The organism is Shewanella sp. SM20 (assembly GCF_025654545.1).
Classification (GTDB): Bacteria; Pseudomonadota; Gammaproteobacteria; order Enterobacterales; family Shewanellaceae; genus Shewanella; species Shewanella oncorhynchi.
This window is the reverse complement of record NZ_JAKKRK010000058.1, coordinates 1-21,194: the sequence shown is the minus strand read 5'-3', so window position 1 is coordinate 21,194 and position 21,194 is coordinate 1. Positions and strand designations below refer to the sequence as shown.

At 45.4% G+C, this 21,194-nt stretch carries 16 protein-coding genes, 2 pseudogenes and 1 riboswitch; of the genes and pseudogenes, 10 read left to right on the top strand and 8 right to left on the bottom strand.

Annotation, left to right across the window (positions count from 1 at the left end):
- Positions 1-18 precede the first annotated feature (18 nt).
- Entirely contained in the window at positions 19-1,671 is a 1,653-nt protein-coding gene (locus L5M18_RS19400) for a ZIP family metal transporter (protein WP_263198305.1), read from the bottom strand.
- A 483-nt stretch (positions 1,672-2,154) separates the two neighbouring features.
- Here L5M18_RS19400 and L5M18_RS19395 point away from each other — a divergent pair, with 483 nt between their 5' ends.
- Complete coding sequence (locus tag L5M18_RS19395; protein WP_011848195.1) at positions 2,155-2,748, top strand: YhgN family NAAT transporter; 594 nt, start codon at positions 2,155-2,157, stop codon at positions 2,746-2,748.
- A gap of 326 nt (positions 2,749-3,074) precedes the next feature.
- A complete protein-coding gene (locus L5M18_RS19390) occupies positions 3,075-5,666 on the top strand; it encodes an immune inhibitor A domain-containing protein (protein ID WP_263198302.1) in 2,592 nt (863 codons plus the stop codon).
- Between the two features lie 117 nt (positions 5,667-5,783).
- On the opposite strand, the gene L5M18_RS19385 is transcribed toward L5M18_RS19390, so the two are convergent.
- Positions 5,784-6,347 (bottom strand): chorismate--pyruvate lyase family protein, encoded by a 564-nt coding sequence (locus L5M18_RS19385; RefSeq protein WP_212600815.1) that lies wholly within the window; start codon positions 6,345-6,347, stop codon positions 5,784-5,786.
- Positions 6,348-6,517: 170 nt separating this feature from the next.
- Here L5M18_RS19385 and L5M18_RS19380 point away from each other — a divergent pair, with 170 nt between their 5' ends.
- Both L5M18_RS19380 and rlmF read left to right on the top strand, forming a co-directional pair.
- A complete protein-coding gene (locus tag L5M18_RS19380; protein ID WP_105250969.1) occupies positions 6,518-6,946 on the top strand; it encodes a flagellar basal body-associated protein FliL in 429 nt (142 codons plus the stop codon).
- Between the two features lie 58 nt (positions 6,947-7,004).
- The gene (gene rlmF / locus L5M18_RS19375; RefSeq protein WP_263198301.1) at positions 7,005-8,105 is read left to right on the top strand and encodes a 23S rRNA (adenine(1618)-N(6))-methyltransferase RlmF; all 1,101 of its coding nucleotides are present in this window, start codon (positions 7,005-7,007) and stop codon (positions 8,103-8,105) included.
- 86 nt (positions 8,106-8,191) lie between these two features.
- Here rlmF and L5M18_RS19370 read toward each other — a convergent pair whose 3' ends face one another.
- From L5M18_RS19370 to glp, 4 genes are all read right to left on the bottom strand, one after another.
- The gene (locus L5M18_RS19370; RefSeq protein ID WP_263170257.1) at positions 8,192-8,437 is read right to left on the bottom strand and encodes a DUF333 domain-containing protein; all 246 of its coding nucleotides are present in this window, start codon (positions 8,435-8,437) and stop codon (positions 8,192-8,194) included.
- 17 nt (positions 8,438-8,454) lie between these two features.
- Positions 8,455-9,117, bottom strand: coding sequence for a Bax inhibitor-1 family protein (locus tag L5M18_RS19365; protein ID WP_168826929.1), 663 nt, complete (start codon positions 9,115-9,117; stop codon positions 8,455-8,457).
- Positions 9,118-9,245: 128 nt separating this feature from the next.
- Complete coding sequence (gene moeB, locus L5M18_RS19360) at positions 9,246-10,016, bottom strand: molybdopterin-synthase adenylyltransferase MoeB (RefSeq protein ID WP_263198300.1); 771 nt, start codon at positions 10,014-10,016, stop codon at positions 9,246-9,248.
- 10 nt (positions 10,017-10,026) lie between these two features.
- Positions 10,027-11,280 carry a gephyrin-like molybdotransferase Glp gene (gene glp, locus L5M18_RS19355; protein ID WP_263198298.1) on the bottom strand — a complete coding sequence of 418 codons (1,254 nt, stop codon included), beginning with the start codon at positions 11,278-11,280 and terminating at the stop codon, positions 10,027-10,029.
- A 349-nt stretch (positions 11,281-11,629) separates the two neighbouring features.
- Between glp and ftnA the strand changes: the two genes are divergently transcribed.
- On the top strand, positions 11,630-12,166 hold the full coding sequence (gene ftnA / locus L5M18_RS19350) for a non-heme ferritin (RefSeq protein ID WP_105250975.1): 537 nt from the start codon (positions 11,630-11,632) through the stop codon (positions 12,164-12,166).
- Positions 12,167-12,238: 72 nt separating this feature from the next.
- Here ftnA and L5M18_RS19345 read toward each other — a convergent pair whose 3' ends face one another.
- Positions 12,239-15,463, bottom strand: coding sequence for an EAL domain-containing protein (locus tag L5M18_RS19345; protein ID WP_263198297.1), 3,225 nt, complete (start codon positions 15,461-15,463; stop codon positions 12,239-12,241).
- Positions 15,464-15,897: 434 nt separating this feature from the next.
- Positions 15,898-16,551, bottom strand: a complete 654-nt coding sequence (gene ribB, locus L5M18_RS19340) for a 3,4-dihydroxy-2-butanone-4-phosphate synthase (protein WP_113941272.1) — start codon at positions 16,549-16,551, stop codon at positions 15,898-15,900.
- Positions 16,552-16,740: 189 nt separating this feature from the next.
- A riboswitch (FMN riboswitch) is annotated at positions 16,741-16,972 on the bottom strand.
- 180 nt (positions 16,973-17,152) lie between these two features.
- Here ribB and L5M18_RS19335 point away from each other — a divergent pair.
- The 5 genes and pseudogenes from L5M18_RS19335 to L5M18_RS19315 form a co-directional block, all read left to right on the top strand.
- A complete protein-coding gene (locus L5M18_RS19335) occupies positions 17,153-19,288 on the top strand; it encodes a S9 family peptidase (protein ID WP_263198296.1) in 2,136 nt (711 codons plus the stop codon).
- Positions 19,289-19,661: 373 nt separating this feature from the next.
- Positions 19,662-19,931, top strand: a pseudogene (locus tag L5M18_RS19330) (GIY-YIG nuclease family protein); the annotation flags it as partial.
- Between the two features lie 311 nt (positions 19,932-20,242).
- The gene (locus L5M18_RS19325; RefSeq protein WP_263198294.1) at positions 20,243-20,539 is read left to right on the top strand and encodes a hypothetical protein; all 297 of its coding nucleotides are present in this window, start codon (positions 20,243-20,245) and stop codon (positions 20,537-20,539) included.
- A 2-nt stretch (positions 20,540-20,541) separates the two neighbouring features.
- Positions 20,542-21,015: a hypothetical protein gene (locus L5M18_RS19320; RefSeq protein WP_263198293.1), complete on the top strand. Its 474-nt coding sequence runs from the start codon at positions 20,542-20,544 to the stop codon at positions 21,013-21,015.
- Between the two features lie 38 nt (positions 21,016-21,053).
- Positions 21,054-21,194 (top strand): annotated as a pseudogene (locus tag L5M18_RS19315) (IS4 family transposase); the annotation flags it as partial.

The following is a 21,194-nucleotide window of genomic DNA, read 5'->3' as shown; positions in this document are numbered from 1 at the left end:
GCTCACAAATGAACAGCGTTAGTGGTGCGAGTGCTTATCTGTTTTTGCGTGTTCATGTGCATGTTTATCGGCACTAGGTGTCACAACAGGTTTCTGCTCGTCTGTGTGCGAAGCGCTAGATTCGTGAGTATGTGTATTCTCGTGGGAATGGCTATGGGCGTGACTATGCGCATGAACTACCGGTTTGCTGAGCATTAAGCGGCGTAAAAATTTACGTGGACCTAAGCGCAGTAAGCTGGCGGCAAACAACCCTGAGAGGATCAGTAGAGCAATTAAGTTCACGACTTCAGGCAAGGTAAATAAGGAGAACCATAGTGGCAAGCGTAATGCTGCGGCTAAGCTCAGCGCAATAATACTCAGTAATATCGCCCTTTGCGTCCATGTCATTAACTTAAGCTGAGCTATGTTGAGCACAGGTGCAGCAATCAGCGGCATCATAATCGCGATAGGATTCCAGCCACTATAAGCCAGTGCAAGAGCGAGTACGGCGGCGCCTAAGTTGCAGAAACGCATAGGTAAAAATACAAGCAATAGCACAACAACCTGTAGCAATGGATTGCTTAAGGGCATTGAAGGGTGGCCAATTAAATTCACTAATACTAGGCTGAGTAAAATCCAAGGTGCGCTGCGATCGACTAAATGAGCAAAGCCGAAACGCAGTGAACTGCTGGGTAATTTAGTGTGTGGATCGGTAATGGTGACGTTAGCATGGCTTAAATATGCACTCAGAATAAACACTACAAGCAATTGGAATAACGCTAACCAAGGACCGAGAAGTAGAGCTGTGATCACTAAGGCTTCAGGCCCAGCTAAGCGTTGGAACCAGCGACGGGCTAAACTGCTATCCTGCGGCGTCAAACCTAATTTAAAGCGCAGCGCAGCCGCACCATAGCTTAGCAGCAACACGGGTGCGAGCTTTAATAGCCAAGTCATTAATTGCTCTGTGCTGTGATCATGGTGGGCATGTTCGTGGCCGCCTGAATCCATTAATAGCAACATCACGAGTAAACCGATGCCGAGCAAACTACCTATGCCAGCTTGGTATTCATATTTGCCTTGCGTATCACTTTCATGCTGACCATGGGGTTGATGTAGTACCACATGCAGAATTGTGCCAGTAATAAAGGCTTGTAAGTAGACAGTGTCATCGATATTTAAATAAGGAAGTAGTTGCTCACCGGCGAAATAGCCTATGCCTGTAAATAGCATCTGGGCTGCAAAGATCATAAGTGTCCAACGTGTTCCAAGATGGGGTTTAAGTATCCACCATACTGCAAAACCGACGGGTAATTGGTGGAGTATGACACCAAGAGCTAGCAGAATGGAGTTATCGTCTTGCTGCGCCAAAACCATAGCGGTGCCATCGGTGATGGTATGCAGTAATAAGCCACCAATACCCAAGAAAAGCGTAAAATTATGGGTGACTTCTGAATAACGGTGAAATAGGCGTTCGCTGGCGGTAGGCCCCCAGATGCCGAGGAGTACAAAGACGATCGCAAGCATGCCACCATGCTCGAGTAATTCTGGCAAGATGTGGATCAGCACTAATCCGCCTAATGAGACGAATATAAAACCATCGAGCCCCTTTTGTAAGCCACTACTCGATGAGAAGTAGCGATAAAACAGAGGGCCAATTAAGAGTGCGATACAGCTAGCAAGAAGATAGAGCATGGATTCCACGGAAAATTTGCTGAAAAAACGCCATAGTATACCAGCTGTAAAGCAAAGTGAGCAGTGACTTGCAGGCAATTTACTCAACTGACATTTTATACTGTGTTTTGAAGGGGAGAATTTTATTCACTTTGGCCATTCTGCGGAGAAATTTTCAGATCTAACTCGAGAAAAGGTACTATACCCAAGCTACCTGAAGATACGAGTTTCAGAGCGCCTAGGGTGCTTCAATTCAAGGCGCATCAATGACAGAATGTCTGCCACCTTTTGAATTGTTGCAACACGGAAGTGGAGCTCCCTAGGCGCTCCGTTCCGGCGGGTTGTAACGTACTTTATGCCGTGTTGGTTATTTTTAACTTAGCCCACTAGGTCCGCAAATAACCGCCTTGCCTAAAGTGCGTTACATTCCCGCTGAATCCTGCATCTTCAGGTTGTTTGGGTATATAATATGGGCCTATGTTGGCTTGGGTGTTGATACGTTAAATGGATATATTTTCTGCTGCGGTAATGTTGTTTCTGATCATGGACCCTTTGGGTAATTTGCCGATTTTCGCATCGATTCTGCGACATATCGATCCCAAGAAACGTCGTAAGGTACTGATCCGAGAGTTACTTTTCGCCTTAGTGATCATGCTGTCTTTTCTTTATGCGGGTGAAGCCATTTTAAGTTTCTTAAATCTTCGTTCCGAATCTGTGAGTATTGCAGGCGGTATTATTCTGTTTTTGATCGCGATTAAGATGATCTTCCCCCAACCCGGTGGTGTCGTTGGATTAGCCGCGGGAGAAGAGCCTTTTATCGTGCCTATGGCTATTCCCTTGATGGCTGGCCCATCGATTCTTGCAGCCTTGATTTTACTGGCGCATACCGATAGCTCACGTATGGGCGATTGGACCATAGCGTTAGTGTCAGCTTGGGGGGCGAGTGCGGTGATCTTAATGTTTTATAAACTTTTCACCCGTGTGCTGGGGGAAAAGGGGCTCACAGCGGTCGAGCGTTTGATGGGTATGGTGCTGGTCATGATCTCAGTGCAAATGTTCCTCGACGGTATTTCAAACTATCTGAAAACCGCTGGCTAACTTTATCTAGTTTGATCAAAACGAAACCGTATTAACGTTGCTAATGCGGTTTTTTTATGGCTGAGATTTGGCTTGGAATTGAGTCAGCACAGAGGTTTGCTGAATATTTGCTGACAAAAGTGCAAATCTTACCTGCGAACAGGTGTATCAAGTTGTTACTGAGGTGCAGTACTGCTAATGTCGAAAACTCTGTCTCTATCACTTGAAGACGGATAAACCCTGAGTAGGTTACTCATTAAAGGTAATTTGTCTTAATGCAAAGAGACACTAGTCTCAATAAATTGAATAGCGTAAACGGCGTTGGCTGTTATAGAAGGATGTTAAAAATGCGAAGTACAAAAGGCGTAACAGCGTTTGGACTGATGTTGGCATTGATTAGCGGCGCGAGTATTGCGGCTCCGAATCATACGCCTGCAGATGCGGGTGTGATTAATAAAGATCGAATTTTATATTGGTTGATTAAGCGTGGCGAAGTGGCCGCCGATGCCAGTGATAGCGTAAAGCAGGAGGCGATAGAAGCTTATATTCATCGCGCCACTTTGGCACAACCTAAAGCGCCGCGCATCGAAGTTGAAGCTGAACATGCGCGTCTACAAAGAGCTAAATCATCGCAAATGATGCGCTCACCCGCACAGCGTTTACAGGCCGATGCGGATGTAAAGAAAACCGTTAAAGTGCTCACGGTATTAGTGGATTTTGCTGATCTAAAACATGATAACAATGGCTTAAAAGCGGGGGATACAGATATGTATTACCCGAGTTATCCTGCGTCCCACTACAAGGAATTACTCTTTTCGCCTACGGGCTTCAAAGGTCCACAGGGGCAGACGTTAGATTCGGGGTATCAATATTATCAAGCGGTTTCTGGGCAAACCTTCTCCTTTACTGGGGATGTGAAGGGCTGGTATACCGCCTCGCAAAATGCCGAATACTATGGTGTTAATGATCCAGATACCCGTAGTGATTCACAGGTCGAACAATTGGTAAAAGAAGCCGTATCTCAAGCTGTTGCAAATATGTCTGCAGCTGAGTTGGCGAGTTATGATGTTGAAGACCAAAATGATTTGAACAATAACGGTAATTACGATGAGCCCGATGGCATTATCGACCATGTGATGATTTTCCACTCTAGCGTAGGCGAAGAGGTCGGCGGCGGAAAACTAGGATCGAGTGCGATATGGTCGCATCGATATTATGTCGACCAAGCAACCAATGGTTATGCGCTTCCTGGTACGAACAAAAAAGTATTCGGTTATACAATCCAGCCTATCGATGCGGCAACGGGCGTGTGTACCCACGAGTTTGGCCATGATCTAGGTCTGCCTGATGAGTACGATACCTCTGAAAATGATAAGAAAGACGGCTCACCTGTGGGGCTATGGTCTTTGATGTCTGGTGGTAGTTGGGCTGGTGCTATTCCTGGCGCTCAGCCGAGTGGTTTTAGTCCTTATGCTCGATCTTATCTACAGAAAAGATACAAAGGTAAGTGGTTAAATGAACGTGAAATTTCCTTAGATAGCATTCCCAAATCAGGCATGGAAGTGACGTTGAATGAGGCGGTTAATCATCAGGCGGTTAATCAGATCTCTATTCCGCTCCCTCTTGTGTTAATTCCTTTTAAAACACCTTATCAGGGCAGTTATCAGTACTATTCTGGCCAAGGAAATATGCTGAATAACAGCATGAATTTTAATGTTAATTTACCTGCCGTAACCACAGATAAACTGATTCTGAGTATGAAGGCTAGTTGGAGTATTGAGCCTAACTATGACTACATGCAGGTGAAAGTGGATGGTGTGGCCATTGCGGGTAATTACACTAAGTCGAACAATGCAATGAATAGTGCTCGTCATATCATCACTGGTGAATCGTCTGCGCTTGCTCTGGCGGAAGGTCGTGATGCTTGGGTAACATTAGAATATGATTTATCAGCATATTCTGGAAAATCTGTTGCTGTCGAAATCAACTATGTCACCGATGATTATACCTCTGAGTCAGGGATCGCTATTGATAACATCAGCGTTAAACAAAATACCACTGAGTTATATAGTGATAACGCTGAAGTCGCGGATAAAATGACGTTTTACGGCTATAGCCGGATTAAGGATTCTCGTCCGGATCCCAAATCTCAGTCTCGTTATATTATCCAGCTACGTAGCCATAATGGTGTCGATGCGGGTTTGAAAGCAAAAAGCTTTGATCCCGGAGTTTTACTCTGGTTAGAAAATTTTAGCTACAGTGACAATAACGTTTCAGACCACGCTGGCCATGGCTTGATTGGCGTGATTGATGCTGACCAGAATATGATTGGCACTCGCTCTACCGACGTACAAATTCGTGATGCGGCCTTTAGTACAGTAAATCAAACCTTCTATTTGGAGGACAATCATCGCGATGCTGTCAGCCTGTTCGATGACAGTTTAGATTACAGCGCGCCACTACAGCCACAGTCAGGTATGGTGTTGCAGCAGCTAGGGTTGACAATGCAGGTACTATCTCAAGCCAGCAATAATGATACTGCGGTTATTCGTCTTGCGAATGCGAACTCTGATGCTATAGCGCCGTTAACTGTCAGTTTTACTAATACTGTCAACCAATTAGCAGTAAGCTTCACCAGTAATATTGATGGCGGTATGGGAGTATTAACCTACGCTTGGGATTTTGGTGATGGCACGACAAGCACTGTCACGGCGCCAACCCATACCTATGCGAAGGCGGGCACTTATACTGTGAAGCTTACAGTGACAGATGCGCAAAATACTAAGGCGATTAGCAGTTCGACGGTAACGGTTGTTGCACCTGTTACGCCTCCAGTAACTCCGCCGGCTAGTGAGAGTTCAGGTGGCGGCAGCTTAGGTTGGTTAAGCCTTGCCTTCCTTAGCTTATTGACTTGGCGCCGCCAGTTAAATGTGCACTAAGTTAAATGTCCACTAAGTTGATTGTTTGAAACCCGAACAAAAATGCCTCTGATCTAGAGGCATTTTTTATCTGTCTTGAGGCTAAATTCTGACTAAGCTTTGGATGAAGTCTAAAGTTTACAACTGACGGATAGCTTGCTCGGCCGCTGGCAGAAAGATTTCGCTGACGATCATTTCATGCTCACCGTGATGGAAATAGCGGCGGCGTCCCCAGAGTGCATGTTCGACACTTTGATCTAAGCTTTCAGCTAAGTGGGCAAGGCGACTACAGGTTTCGAAACTGGCAACTTCGATTCTACCGGGGATGAAGTTATCTTGGCTAAACAGTAATTCACCTAAGGGGCGAGTACCCAAACTAAGGAAATCCATTTTGCGCTCGGCCATTAATTTTTCAGGGATCAAGGTTCTGGCAAATACCCAAGGTATCGAGTCGAGGCAAAGCAAGACTTCACGGATCCATACAGCACCTTGCTGGGGATATTCGCCCTCTAAGGGAGCATGCAGTCCTTCGCCTAGTACCTTTACTTCAAATTGAGCGCAGCAAGTTTTGAGTTTTTGCGTTAGGCTGCCAGTGGCAAGCAACCATTCTTTCAAGGGCGATTTGGGGAGTTTGTCGGCTAGATCGGCTGAAAACCACTGAATAGATTCACCATAGGGAAAGCTTAAGCTAGTCACATTCATTAAATACTCGTTACAATATAAACAAACGTCGGCAGTCTAGCATGTCGCGACGCGAGCATATATACCCAAGCTACTTCCAGATACGGATACTGCATCTTCAGGTTGTTTGGCTATATAGATTGGGAAGTTTCTTCCATTACCATTATTGTTTTAGGGAGCCGTAAGTCGCTATGAAAAAATTACTCTCAGTCTGTCTTATCCTGTTTACAAGTGTTTTCAGTGTTTATGCGGCCGATGAAAAAGAAGCTGCACCTGCAGCAGCAACCCCACCAACGGGTGAGTATGCCTACTATGGTTTCGAACCCGAAATTGTCACTAACTACATTTCTAATCGCAAGAAATTGGGTTTTGTGAAGATTAGCGTTGAGTTAATGGTAAAGAGTCCAGATGATCTAGTGACAATTGAGCTCCATAATCCATTATTACGAGCCGCAATTGTTGAAGTGTTAGGCAATCAATCGGAAGAGAAGATTAAGTCGCTCACGGGTCGTGAAGAGATTCGTCGTGAGTGCTTTGAAATGGTCAACAACTTGATCACCAAAGAAGCTGGCAAACCCTTGATCGTAAACTTATTGTTTACCTCTTATCTGTATGATTAATTTACTGCCCCATTCCATGGGCTGACTCAGGTCGGCCCATTGCGTTACAAGAGCTATTATGTCAAAACCTGCCGTGAAACCCGTCCAATTAGTGACTGCGAAACGCCTAACGAGTACAGCCAACATTGGTCATGCAAAAACTAAAGCACCAAAGCAGGCTAGAACTGAGGTGAAAGGAAAAGCCAAGTCGGTCAAAAACAGGCGCAGTGCTGAGATCAAAAAAGCTTTGCATCCTCGAAATGTACACTTGAACGGCTATGATTTTCCGGCGCTGATGAGTTCATTCCCTAAGCTAAAAGCCTTTGTTCGACCCACGCCTTATGGGGTTTTATCGGTCGATTTTTCCGATCCGTTAGCGGTTAAGATGCTTAATGCGGCGCTACTGAAACACCATTATGGGATTGAATCTTGGGATATTCCTGATGGAGCGTTATGTCCTCCTATTCCAGGTCGAGTCGATTATTTACATTATTTAGCAGACCTTCTAGCCGAAGGCGATGATGTATTTGCTTTGGATAAAACTAGGGTATTAGATATCGGCACTGGAGCGAACGGTATTTATCCCATATTGGGTTGCCAAGTATACGGTTGGCAATTTGTCGCCTCGGATATTAATGCCCATTCACTCAGTAATGTGCAGAGTATTATTGAGCAAAACCCAGTGCTGCAAGGGCAGATAAGTTTACGATTACAGCCAAATGACAAGGCGGTCTTCAAGGGAATCATTCAAGCCGGAGAATGTTTTGCGTTAACCCTGTGCAATCCGCCATTTCATGCCTCTATGGCTGAGGCGAGCGAAGGTACAAAGCGTAAGGTGAATAATCTGCAGCTCAATCGGGGTGGCTTGGTAAAGGTTGCACCTAAGCTGAATTTCGGCGGTCAAGCGGTTGAGCTTTGGTGCCAAGGCGGTGAACGACAGTTTCTAGCGACTATGATCCGTGAGAGCCAAATGTTTGCAGATCAATGCTTATGGTTTACCAGTCTAGTGTCGAAGAAGGAAAACCTGAAACCTTGTTATCAAGCCTTAGCGCAGTTGAACGTCGATACTGTGAAAACGATTGAGATGCAGCAGGGCAATAAAATTACGCGGGTTTTAGCGTGGAGTTTCCAGTCAGCAGTTAAGCGCAAAATCTGGCGCGGTGAACACTTAGCCCGTTAAGACTTTTGAGTATGACCCAATTAAGTACTGCTAACAAAACAGGCGCTAATGGCGCCTGTTTTTATTAAAGGTAAAAATAGCCACTGTTACTGCGGCTTTTCTTCCTTATGATCGCGACGGAATAACGCCCACTCTTCAATTGCTTCACCGCTGGGTAAGGTGCAGATCCCATGTTCACCTTCGGCGGTTTTCTCAATTGTTAAGTTGCCACCAATGGAGACACAATACTCAGAGGCGGGATTGGCTATTTTTACTTGTTCAGTATCACTGCATCCGACTAATACCACACTCGCCAGAAGTGGAGCAGTAACAAGCAGGAATTTGATTTTCATAGACACTCCTTGGTGAGTTATTTTCGCCCTAAAATCCGCAGGATCCGTAGAAACAAGTTGATGATATCCATATACAAAGCGGCGGCGCTATCGATGGCATTATCTATGGTTTTAGGGATTTGATTCGCCCGTCCCCAGTCATAACCAATATAACCGCAGAAAATCAGCACGACTATCCAATCTAAAATGCCGTGGTGAGTATTAAAGATAAACACTTCAATCAGTTCGACGACGATAACGAGCAATAAAGCAATCGTGAGTGCACCGGAAATTTTTTGGAAAAAGGCGGGGAAGAGTGTGCCTAAACACATCATAGCTATGGTCACTAGCCCTGTGATACGAATGGCCTCAGTCACCAATTCGGGATCGTATTGACTGACCACCATATTGATTATTAAGCCGAAGGGCACGACCACAAAGTTGTAGCCAATAAAACTGACAACGGGGTTAGTCGATTTTTGGAACAGATAAATCCCAAAGAAACAGGAGGCGAAATAGCCGATAAAGAAAATCCAAGGATTAACACTGGCAATCGCCTCTGGGTCGATATTGGTGACCATCCAATAGTTAACGGCAAAACCCCAAATCAGCGTGAGGCCGATAACGAGGTTGTAAATACCTGCGCCAACTATGGGGTCGTCTGTGGTCATGCGGTCAAATACACTGTTTTCCGAATCCATATGTTTTCCTTATGATTTCCTTATTTTAACGGGCCATTAAGCGTCATCAGTGTTGAGCTATATGACGGCAAATTAAGCGGTGGCAATTAAGCTAGTGTAAATAAAGCCGTTTTTCAAGCGAGAACAACCTAAGCCTCTTTAGTACCACAAACACTGCAGCGGGCTTGTTTCGGTAACTTCATCTCGCGAAACTCCATCGTCATTGCATCGATCATCAAAATGCGTCCTGCTAAGGTTTTACCCATGCCAGTAATCACTTTGATGGCTTCAACTGCCTGCAAACAACCTATCATACCGACCACGGGTGCTAGGATGCCCGATTCAACGCAGCTCAGTTGTTGCTCGCCAAATAGGGCGCTAAAGCAATGATAACAAGGCGTTTCGCTGTGATAATTGAACACAGTGACCATGCCTTCCATCCGAATTGCCGCGGCAGACACTAAGGGTACTTTATACTTAAAACAGCTGAGATTAAGTTGCTCGCGCACACTGACATTATCGGTGCAGTCGAGCACTAGATTGTGATCGGCGACTAGGGCGTCAATCTCATGATCATCTAATACAGCATTGATAATATTGATCTTAATAAAGGGATTGAGCTGGCTGAGGCTCTGTTTAGCCGATTCGACTTTAGGCTGGCCGACATTGGCATCTTGATGCAGCACTTGGCGCTGCAGGTTGGATAATTCAACTGTATCAAAATCGACCAGTGTCAGTTCACCAATACCCGCAACCGTGAGGTACTGGCTGGCGGCACAGCCCAAACCGCCAGCGCCTATCATGAGCACTTTGGCCTGTTTTAGGTGCTCTTGACCGTCGATATCCATAGCCTTGATGGATATTTGGCGGCTGTATCTTAAGAGTTCGCTGTCGCTGAGAATATCTTTTGGCACATTCATTGGGATTTTCCTAGCAAAGCACGCTGTTAAATGGCTCGACAGTCACTTGGGTGCCAGCGGGAGTATCACCTTGGAATTGCTCCAATAAAACGAAACAGTTTGCTAAGCTCATCGAAGTCAACATGCCGGAACCTTGGCTACCTGTAATGGCAACTTCAAGTTTACCTTGTGCATTACGGCTTAAGACGCCCCGTTGATATTCGACGCGGCCCGGTTGTTTACGCACGGGCGTGGTGAGCGCAGCGTCTAACATCAAAGGTGCAACTGGGGTTAAGCCCTGCATCTTGTTCAGTATTGGCCAAACGAGTTTGTAAAACGTCACCATAGAAGACACGGGATTCCCCGGTAAACCACAGAATATCGCTTTGCCGATACGGCCCATGGCGAAGGGCTTGCCTGGTTTGATGGCGAGTTTCCAGAAGGTAATTTTGCCTTCCTCATCAAGAATTTGTTTAGTGAAATCCGCTTCACCGACCGACACGCCACCCGAGGTTAATACCATGTCGGCTTGGCTGGCAGCATGGCGAAATGCCTGACGTATGGCTTCAGGATCATCGGCTATTACGCCTAAATCGAGCCATTCCACGTTAGCGCGGCTGAGTAAGCCTTGGATCGAGTAACGGTTTGAATCGTAAATTTGTCCTAGGGCTAATTCGCTGCCAACGGGACGCAGTTCATCGCCTGTGGAGAAAAAGGCCACTTTAAGCTGACGATAAACTCGCACTTGGCTAACGCCAATAGTGGCTAACACCCCGAGTTCGGCGGCACCAATTTGAATGCCTGCACTGAGCACTTTAGTGCCTTGGGTGAGTTCTTCACCGCGGCAACGCACATTGGCGCCTTGCGCCCTAGGGTGGCGGATATGAATAATCTCACCTTCAACCTCGGCTTCTTCCTGCATTTGCACTGTGTCATAACCTGTAGGCACAGGCGCGCCCGTCATGATCCGTACGCAGGTATTAGGTTTGGCTTCACCTTTAAAACCATGGCCGGCGAAGGAACTGCCGATAAGGCGCAATGCGGTCTGATTGGTTTGCGTATTTAAGTCGACAAAACGGAAGGCGTAGCCGTCCATAGAGGAGTTGTTAAAGGGCGGCAGGTCGATGCAGGAAGCTAAATCTTCTGCTAGGACGCGGCCAAGGGCATGGGGAAGCAATACGACTTCGGTGTCTGACACTGGGCTAACTTGCTCGAGCAAAAGGGGAATAGCTTGATCTGGATGCATTAAGCTAGGTTGCGAACAAGGATCGGCTGTTACGGACATTAGGGTCTGCCTTATATGCAATGGGTCGTAATGACGCTGAATGAATTTCCACCTGATTATGACTGGCTATTATGCCACGGTGATCTGGGATGGCTATGATTTGCATGTGAGTTTCTGTGATAGGGCAGTCAGTTTTTTCTGCCACTTTGGGCGATAACCTCGCTAGAAGTCACACAATTTACTGCGCTAATTCGAGGGTTGAACGCGAGTCGATGAACAAATGAAAATCATTTTTATCAATGAATCATTAACTTAGCAAGAAATCCAAAGGTAAATTTTGTTGCTTTTGTCGACCCCCTTGATGACAATGTCCCCCATGATTCAGTTCGAATGCAAAAGAGGATTTACTATGCTGTCTGCAACTATGATCGAAAAGTTGAATGAACAAATTAATATGGAGTTCTTCTCCTCAAATTTATACCTGCAAATGAGTGCGTGGTGTGAAGATCAGGGATTTGAAGGCGCAGCTAAGTTTATGCGTGAGCACGCGGATGAAGAAATGGGCCATATGCGTCGTCTGTTCACGTATGTGAGTGAAACCGGTGGCTTACCTTTGTTAGGTGCGATTGCGGCGCCACAGTCACAGTTCGATTCTTTACTGGCGTTGTTTGAATTAACCTATGAGCATGAGCAGCTTATTACCCGTCAGATCAATGCCTTGGCCCATGCCGCATTTTCGAATCAAGATTACTCAACCTTTAACTTCTTACAATGGTATGTCGCTGAGCAGCACGAAGAAGAAAAGCTGTTTAAGTCGATTGTCGATAAGATACGTTTAGTGGGCGAAGATGGTAAGGCACTGTTCTTTATCGATAAAGATTTAGCTAAGCTAGCCTCTAAGGGGGGCGAAAGCATAATGAACGGCCAAGGCCAACCACAGGCTTAAGTCCGTTTTATTTGCCACAAAAAAGCAGCCTAGGCTGCTTTTTTGTTCTTTATCATTTTATTTTTTATAAGCTTAGATATTCACGCATTTATCTTGATAGCCATCATTCAACAGTGCTGTGTGCTTGATGCGTAGCAAAGGAGTGATTTCATTGAAGGGGAGCGGTTTGGAGATCAAATACCCTTGAGCGAAGTGACAACCTAAATCTCGTAGGAAGTGCCACTGTGCTTCGGTTTCTATGCCTTCAGCAACTAACTCCATTTCTAGGCTTTGCCCCATCATGACAATCGCTTTGACTAAGTTGGCGTTCGAGTTATTTTCGAGGGCATTTTCCACAAAGCTGCGGTCGATTTTAATCACTGAAATCGGGAATTTTTTCAGATAACTCAGGGAAGAATAACCCGTACCAAAGTCATCGATATAGATTTGCGAGCCTAAATGACGAATAGACTCGAGCGTGCTCAAGCAATGGCTGGCATCGCCCATCAGCATGCTTTCAGTGATCTCAATATGCACATTTCGTGGGTTGACGTGGTGGCGGTTGAAGCACTCCTGCAACACTTGGTCGAATCCCATACCGCGTGTATTGATACATTGGCGGCTGGAAACATTAATCGCGACATTGATATTTAAGCCACTTTTCTGCCATTGCCTCAGATCATGCATGGCTTGGTTGAGCACCCATTCGCCCATAGGCTCTATCAGCCCGGTTTCTTCGGCTAATGGGATAAATTGATCCGGCGGGATCAACCCAAGCTCGGGATCTTGCCAGCGGATAAGGGCTTCGACGCTGCAGACACTTCCGGTTTGCATATCCACGATAGGTTGATAATGCAGGGCAAATTCATTTTGTGCCACGGCACGGCGTAGGCGTTGTTCTAACTCCATCCGGGCGAACATGGCTTGATTCATACCCGCGGTGAAGTATTTAAAATTGTTCCGCCCTGCGTCTTTGGCTTGATACATGGCGGTTTCGGTATTGCGGGTGAGTGAGCCGGTATCTAACCCATCTTCGGGATAGACGCCAATACCAAAGCTGGCCGAAATCTGGATCTCGCGGTCATTTAAGTTAAATGGCATACCTAAGGTTTCAATGATTCGGGTTGCCATGTGTTCGATGGCGAGTTCGTTAGTCAGTCGTGGCAAGATAAGCACAAACTCGTCGCCACCGATACGTGCGATAAAATCGGTTTTCCCCGCAATGCCTTCTAAGCGCTTTGCGACATCTTTAAGTAATAAGTCTCCAGTGGCATGGCCTTGTACATCATTGATATATTTGAATTGATCCAAATCAATCAGCAAGATAGCCAGCTTGCGAGAGTCATGCTGTGCCACATGGATTTCGTGCTGCAGTCGTTCATTGAACAGCTTACGATTAGGCAGCCCAGTTAATCCATCGAAGTTGGCCTGATACCAAAGATCCTGCTCATATTGCTTACGCTTACTGATATCCATAAATAAACCAATATGTTGGATTATTTTACCTTGCTCATTTCGCACCACAGTAATCGCTAGATACTCGGGATACACTTGGCCATCTTTGCGTTTATTCCAAACTTCACCCTCCCATTTCCCTTCTTTTTGTAGTGACTCCCACATGGCGGTATAAAAGTGCTTAGGATGACGGCTAGAGCTGAGTAGGGAGGGGCTGCGGCCTTTCACTTCTTCCAATGAATAGCCCGTAATGTGGCAAAAAGCGGGGTTGACCAGTTCAATATGGTTGTCGGCATCTGTCACCATTATGCCTTCGGCAGAATAGTCAAACACAGCTGCAGCGCGGCTTAGGGCATGGTTTGCTTTTTGCCGTTCGCTAATCATACGGTTCATGGCACGGGCCATGCGAGCGAGTTCATCTGTGCCTGAGACTTGGATATTAATATTGAGCTGTGGATCTGCTGCCATTTGCTGCATGTCATTGGCAATCTTAGTGATCTTATCCATAAAATTGCGGATGATCTTTTGTCCAAGCCAAAGTGTGATGGTCGCGGTGAACAAAGCCGAGAACAAGTATAAGCCGAGTAAGATTAAGGTGTGGTTTTGTTGATATTCGCTCTGCTGCGCCATGTTCTTGGTGATATTTTGCGCCAGCAAATGTAGTTGATTGATACGCTGAGTGGTGAGATCCCACCACTCCTGGCTATCAATTGGATGTGGCGGCATTAATAGTTGGCTCATCGCTTGGCTTAATTTGTCCTCGCTGGCAGGGACTTGCGCGATGGCTTTGATCTCCGTCATCGGCAAACCTTGCTGCTTCAGTTGCTGCAACTTGACCATGCTGAACTGGTATTGATTTATGCTGTCCTCAATGGTTTTCAGCGCTGCCTTAAATTCGGGTAGAGAACGAGTCTCGTGACTGAGTTCATCCAAATTAAGCTGAATCGTCGCAAGTGCTGCATTAAATTTTTGCAGTGAAATATCATCGCCCTTAAGCAAATAGTCCTGAAAACTGCCCATTAAGCCACCGTAACCTAAGTAGGCATTAATATTTTGTGCCAGAGCGCTAATGCGAGTTTGTTGTTCAATTTGCTTGCTGATTTGCAGAATGCGTTGATTTTCTGGCGAATCTTGTAGGTTTTGCAGTAAGGACCTTCTATCGGAAATTGATGCATTACTCGCGTGCATCACGGCTCGCTCATATTCATACATAAAGGAGATTATGGTGCGGTAATCATTAATATTGAGTGACTTGCTGAGCAGTAATTGATTGATGGCACTTCGTTCTTTTACGGCCAACTCCTGCACCATAAGTAGGTTCAATAGATCGGTATAGGCACGGGATTGACTGATTTCGTTGGTTTGTAACTGTAATAACTGGATGAGCTGCAAAAGCTGAGTGTGGAATTGATTATAGAGTTCCGTAAACTGACTCAGTGTGTCGTCTGTGTGGTTTTGGTGAACGTTAGCGAGTTTGTTGCCTGTGAGTTTGAGCGCATCCAACAATGCGTTCATTTTGTTTGCTTCAATACTTTTAGGGTCGAGCGCCTCCAGAAGATGCTCTAAAGGCTCACTGTTCAGTAATGCATCGAGTGCTTTTGACCTAGTCGCTTGTTGCTGTAATAGCACTTCATCGGTTGGTCGCTGATTTGTACTTAGACCATATTCGTTTTGCAACTGATAGAGTAGCTCAGTGATTTGTACCGTCGTTTGTACCGCAAGATGATTGTGCTTGGCTGAGTGTGATTCCTTTATCAAGTCATGCATGCGCGTCAGAATGAAAAAGCTCATCATTAATAATGGGACTAACGAAAACAGAATGAGCTTTTGCTTCAAACTGAGATGGTGTAGCGCTGACGGCATTAAAGATCACTCCACTCGTTCGCCTAGGCAGAAAAAGAAAATTCAACGTAATAACGTTGAATCCGAGTTACAAATAGGACTAGGCACAGGGTGAGGATATTTAACATAGGCAGCCAGCTACCGCGACCTTTAGTTTATGGATATCTAATCTAGGTCACGAAATTAAGCAAATTGTTATATATCATGCTAAGAGACTATTTTTATTAACCTATTTTGCACCTATCAAACAAGCATTTGCTTTGTCTGTGATGTGAAGCAGTATTTCATCATTCGAAAGAATGACTTGTTTAACTTTACCTTTTATCGTTTTTTTAGTGCATTAGGTGGAACGCGATTGTTAACGGTAAATCTACTTAAATAAAAAGGACGTTTGCCGCAGCGAAACGTCCTTCTATTTAAATCAATGCCCTAGATTCAGGCGATTGGCGCGTTATCTAGCCGACATTGGCCAGCAATGATTTGCGATAAACGACAATATCTTCAATCGTTAACACGGGTATATTGTGCTGAGTTCCGAAGGCAATAATTTCGGGCAAACGCGCCATAGTGCCATCGGTGTTAGTGACTTCACACAATACGCCAGCGGCTTTTAAACCTGCGAGTTGCATTAAATCAATAGTGCCTTCGGTGTGGCCGCGGCGAGTTAATACTCCACCCGGTTGGGCGCGAAGTGGATACACATGGCCAGGACGAGCGAGATCACTTGGCTTAGCGCCATCGGCAATCGCCGCTTTAATGGTGGTCACGCGATCGGCGGCAGAAACGCCAGTCGTCACACCGACTTTAGCTTCAATACTCACAGTAAACGCCGTGCCGTATTGGCTCGAGTTGTTTTCCACCATAGGGGGCAACTCGAGGGCTTTGACTTTTGCATCGGGTAAACACAGGCAAACAATACCGCTACATTCACGGATGAGCATGGCCATTTGAGCGTTAGTCAGCGTCTCGGCAGCGAAAATTAAATCGCCTTCGTTTTCTCTATCTTCGTCATCGACAACTAATACACCTTGGCCTTGACGCAGGGCATTAAGACCCGCTTCAACGCGTTCGATAGCAGTACCAAAAGGAGCAAGTAAAGACTGATTCATGGTTAATATCCTTAAAAAATACGACATTGGAATATCCAGAATCAGGGCGTGCAGAAATACAACGTAATCAAACCCAATGGCTCGATTTTGCTGTAGCAATATCACTTCACTTGGGGTGAAGTTATTGCAAAACATGAGGCTAACACTGAGATACATAAGCGCGTTGCACTTAAATACCACAAGGTTGTCTTACATTCTCTTCCATCCGGACTCAGCACTGTCGCCATTAAAGCAAACAGTCCATTACCGTCGGCTCTGGAATAGTCAGTTTTGCACTAGGCAAAATCTAAGGCACCAGATCTGCTGACCCCGAAAGTGATTTCGGGCGCTCGCGGGCTTTGGGTGTCGCTCAGCAAAATAATCACTTAGTCGTTACCCATTTACCGCCGGTGGGGAGTTTCACCCCGCCCTGAGAATTTGCTTTTGAGCCATTTGCGCTCAAAAACGCAGTTATGTTGCTCTTATTTACCGCGAATGGCAACTTCTCGCGTTCAATGTTTGCGCTAGTGCACACCTGACCACTATCATACTGAACACATAAGCTAATTGACTTGCCGTCGCATTCTTCGACGGTCGTTATGGACGTCACAAGGACGTATAAATGCGCTCTCTGCTACTCACTTTAGGTATTGTTATGCTGTTATCCGCTTGTTCGACCTCCAAAGGGCAAGTACCTGCCCCGGTTGCTGAAAAAATTCCCCATGTGATGACTTTGCATGGCGTAACCCGTACCGATGATTACTATTGGCTGCGTGATGATGAGCGCAAAGATCCTAAAGTGTTGGCCTATCTCAACGCTGAGAATCGTTATACCGCGGCTTATTTCAAACCATTAAAGCCATTGCAAGATGGTCTTTATAAGGAGTTAACTGAGCGCTTAGTCGCCGATGAGTCGAGCGTGCCGTACCAATGGCATCAGCACAGCTACTATCACAGATACCAAGAGGGCAGCGAATATCCGCTGATCAGCCGTAAGGGCGCCGATGGTGTTGAGCAAGTGATGCTCGACGTTAACGAGCGAGCTAAGGGCCATGAGTTTTATGGTTTAGGCGGCGCGAGTGTGAGCCCAGATGAAACCATGTTGGCCTTTGGCGAAGACGTCCTCAGCCGCCGTGTATATCACATCTATTTTAAAGACTTGGCTTCGGGCGACATGATCACCGACGTGCTTGAAAATACCGAAGGTCGCGTAGTGTGGGCGAACGACAACAAGCATGTGTTCTATATCGCCAAAGATCTAAAAACCTTGCTGGGCTATCAAGTGTATCGCCACGAGCTGGGCACTAAGCAATCGAGCGATGTCTTAGTGTATGAAGAACAGGACGATTCATTTTATATCTCACTCGGCAAAACCTTAGATGAGTCGCAAATTGTGTTGTTCCAAGAAAGCACCACGACGAGTGAAGTGTCTATTCTCGATGCCAGCGAGCCTTTAGGTTTATTCAAGCCAGTATTAGCGCGGGAAGAAGGCCACGAATACAGTGTGTCTAAGCTGGGTGATACTTATTACATTCTCACCAACTGGCAGGCGACTAACTTCCGTTTGATGAAAGTTGCCATCAAAGATGCGGCGGATAAATCGAAGTGGCAAGAAATGGTTGCGCATAATCCCAATGCCCGTATCGAAGATGAGTTAGTGCTCAAGGATTATCTGATTATTCAGACCCGTGAAAACGGCCTGACGCGGATTAAAGTGATGCCGCTCAATGGTCAAAAGCCCTTCGAGTTGAGCTTTGATGAGCCTGCTTATGTGATGGGTTTAGAGATTAATTCCCAGCAAGACAGCAATAAGTTACGCATTTTCTACTCTAGCCTAACGACGCCAGAAGCCGTATACGAATATTCGCTGGTGAATCCCGATAGACGTGATTTATTGAAACAAGATCAAGTCTTAGGCGGCTTCGATGCCAGCCAGTATCGTGCCGAACGGATATTTGTGACGGCCCGCGATGGTGCGAAAGTGCCCGTTTCTTTGGTGTATCGTAAAGATAAATTCAACAAAGACGGCACTAATCCTCTGTATCAATATGGTTATGGATCTTACGGTTACACTGTTGAACCCGATTTTTCTTCATCCGTTATCAGTCTGCTCGATCGCGGTTTTGTGTATGCCATCGCCCATGTGCGCGGTTCAGAAATGCTCGGCCGCCCTTGGTATGACGACGGTAAGCTGTTGAATAAGCAAAATACCTTCAATGATTTTATCGACGTAACAACGGCATTAACGGCGCAAGGTTATGGCGACAAAAACAAGGTAGTTGCCTCTGGTGGCAGCGCGGGTGGTTTACTGATGGGCGCGATTGCTAACCAAGCGCCGGACAAGTATTTCGCCCTTGCAGCCCATGTACCTTTTGTTGATGTGGTGACGACTATGCTGGACGAGTCGATTCCGTTGACGACCAATGAGTACGACGAGTGGGGCAATCCGAACGAGAAAACCTATTTCGATTACATGCTGAGTTACTCGCCCTACGACAATGTCACTGAGCAAGAATACCCACACATGTTAGTGACGACAGGTTTGCATGATTCCCAAGTGCAGTATTTTGAACCCGCCAAGTGGGTCGCTAAACTGCGCGATGTACAGAATAAGTGGTACAAGATGGATGATAAGGTGTTGTTATTCAATGTGGATATGGAAGCTGGCCACGGCGGTAAGAGTGGTCGTTATCGTCAGTACCAAGACACAGCCCAAGAATATGCCTTCTTCTTGAGTCTGCTGGGCATGACCAAGTAGATTATTTGCAAGTATGAGTTTAGGGGATTTAATGTGTCTAAAATAGAAATTAAAGTAACGGAATATAATTATGCTGAAGCATTAGAGCCTCTTTATTTTGAGCACTCTAACGCATCAAATTATGTGACTTGTTCGAATCCAGAATGTAATAGCCCAAAACTATTTTTCGATCCTGATAACGTAACAATTATGTGTACAGGGAAAGAGAATATTGGACGCAACTGCATGAGATTGTTCAAAGTAGAGCTGGTTAATGTGTGAGCTACACGATGGCATATCAAGAAATAGAACTCTTTTATTAGAGATTAATAATAGTGTTCTATTTTTTTGATTATAAATTCCGGCATAAATGTGAGCAAAAGTAGAGAGTGTATTTATCTGGTATTTGTATCTAGTCCGCTGTGCCAATGGGCATTTATACACAGGCGTTACCACTGACGTAGCGCGACGCTTTAGCGAGCATCAGTCGGGTGGCATCAAATCCGCTAAGTATCTGCGCGGTAAAGGTCCGTTAACGCTGATGTATCAAGAGCAGGTTGGCAGTCACGGCGATGCACTGCGCCGTGAAATAGCAGTTAAAAAGCTGAGTCGCAGTCAAAAGCTGGCGTTGATTGAGTCAGAGCGTGGATTAGTAGATCGTTAACACTGCATCATACTTGTTCTGTGACTAGTAATGATTAAGCACTGTCATTCCAGTGACTCGCCGTAGATATGTCCCTATAGGCTCGACGACGGCATCCATGCCGTCAACGGTCACTTCCATGATAGTGCTTAATCCACTTCATCCCTGAGTATACCTTTTCCCAAATTTAGCAATTGGTGTCATGATAAAGTCCCTGAGTGATTTCTTAGTTGCAGACGGTTATGGTGACTTTGCATTTATTCATATTTCTCCAAAACTTGCCTTTTGGGTTGGAGAGTGTGACTGGAAAATAAACAATAACGGTGCTGCCCATGAAAGTCATTTATAGGATCACTTACCCGAACGGCAAAATTTACGTTGGCAAAGATTTAACTGGAACACTAAATTATTTTGGCAGCGCCGACAGTAAGCTGATTGAGTGTGATTTCACTTCAGAAGAAATACGTGACTTTACAGTTCGCAAGCAAATTATCTGGGAGTCCGAAACTGCAACAGACAAGGAAGTAAACATGAAAGAAGTGGAGCTAATTAAAGCGCTGCAGTCAAACAATCCAAATATCGGTTACAACCAGTGGCCAAAATTCAAGATTAGTGTGACTGGCGTATAGCAATGCTTTTGAACCGCTCACTTCGTGCGTTGGAACGGGCTAAAAACTTAAGCAAATATGGAGTCATGATGAGAATTATAATGTTAGGCATTTTACTAAGCTTTGCGAGCTTAAAAGCATATTCCGAAACGATCATAGATGTGCTTGCAATTGTTGGAAAAAATAAAACTGAAGTATCCACGCTTATTGGTGCGCCTTCATCATGCTCTCAAAGTAAGCATGGAGAAAAGTGTCAGTTTTCCAAAGGGGAAACTGAGATTGTATTTATTAAAGGTAAGGCTGACTGGATTACAATTGAAGCAATTGATAACGTTCCATTTGGTCAGGTAGCTCTAGAGACAATTGGTTTGAAAAGCTTGTCGCCATCGTTTAAGAATAGCTTCTCAATGAGGTGGTCAGAGCTAGGTGCTGAAGAATCCCCTGATGATTTACAAATAAATCATCAAATTAGAGTGGAAGCGCATCTTGTTGCATGATCAAATGGTTTCGCTAAAAACTACACTTGGACAACAAGATGCGCGAAGCCAATATCCTACAACATTCTTTACACCAATACTGCCCAGAACTTCACCTAAAACGATTAAACAGCTTGATGCTGGCCTCTAAGGCACTGATTGAATGTAAGACACTGACCTTGACTGAGTTAGGTCGAAAA

Excerpts from the sequence above, each read along its gene's own strand:
- L5M18_RS19400 (WP_263198305.1), bottom strand. The coding sequence starts at position 1,671 with ATGCTCTATCTTCTTGCTAGCTGTATCGCACTCTTAATTGGCCCTCTG.
- L5M18_RS19395 (WP_011848195.1), top strand. The coding sequence starts at position 2,155 with ATGGATATATTTTCTGCTGCGGTAATGTTGTTTCTGATCATGGACCCT.
- L5M18_RS19390 (WP_263198302.1), top strand. The coding sequence starts at position 3,075 with ATGCGAAGTACAAAAGGCGTAACAGCGTTTGGACTGATGTTGGCATTG.
- L5M18_RS19385 (WP_212600815.1), bottom strand. The coding sequence starts at position 6,347 with ATGAATGTGACTAGCTTAAGCTTTCCCTATGGTGAATCTATTCAGTGG.
- L5M18_RS19380 (WP_105250969.1), top strand. The coding sequence starts at position 6,518 with ATGAAAAAATTACTCTCAGTCTGTCTTATCCTGTTTACAAGTGTTTTC.
- rlmF (WP_263198301.1), top strand. The coding sequence starts at position 7,005 with ATGTCAAAACCTGCCGTGAAACCCGTCCAATTAGTGACTGCGAAACGC.
- L5M18_RS19370 (WP_263170257.1), bottom strand. The coding sequence starts at position 8,437 with ATGAAAATCAAATTCCTGCTTGTTACTGCTCCACTTCTGGCGAGTGTG.
- L5M18_RS19365 (WP_168826929.1), bottom strand. The coding sequence starts at position 9,117 with ATGGATTCGGAAAACAGTGTATTTGACCGCATGACCACAGACGACCCC.
- moeB (WP_263198300.1), bottom strand. The coding sequence starts at position 10,016 with ATGAATGTGCCAAAAGATATTCTCAGCGACAGCGAACTCTTAAGATAC.
- glp (WP_263198298.1), bottom strand. The coding sequence starts at position 11,280 with ATGTCCGTAACAGCCGATCCTTGTTCGCAACCTAGCTTAATGCATCCA.
- ftnA (WP_105250975.1), top strand. The coding sequence starts at position 11,630 with ATGCTGTCTGCAACTATGATCGAAAAGTTGAATGAACAAATTAATATG.
- L5M18_RS19345 (WP_263198297.1), bottom strand. The coding sequence starts at position 15,463 with ATGCCGTCAGCGCTACACCATCTCAGTTTGAAGCAAAAGCTCATTCTG.
- ribB (WP_113941272.1), bottom strand. The coding sequence starts at position 16,551 with ATGAATCAGTCTTTACTTGCTCCTTTTGGTACTGCTATCGAACGCGTT.
- L5M18_RS19335 (WP_263198296.1), top strand. The coding sequence starts at position 17,153 with ATGCGCTCTCTGCTACTCACTTTAGGTATTGTTATGCTGTTATCCGCT.
- L5M18_RS19325 (WP_263198294.1), top strand. The coding sequence starts at position 20,243 with ATGAAAGTCATTTATAGGATCACTTACCCGAACGGCAAAATTTACGTT.
- L5M18_RS19320 (WP_263198293.1), top strand. The coding sequence starts at position 20,542 with ATGCTTTTGAACCGCTCACTTCGTGCGTTGGAACGGGCTAAAAACTTA.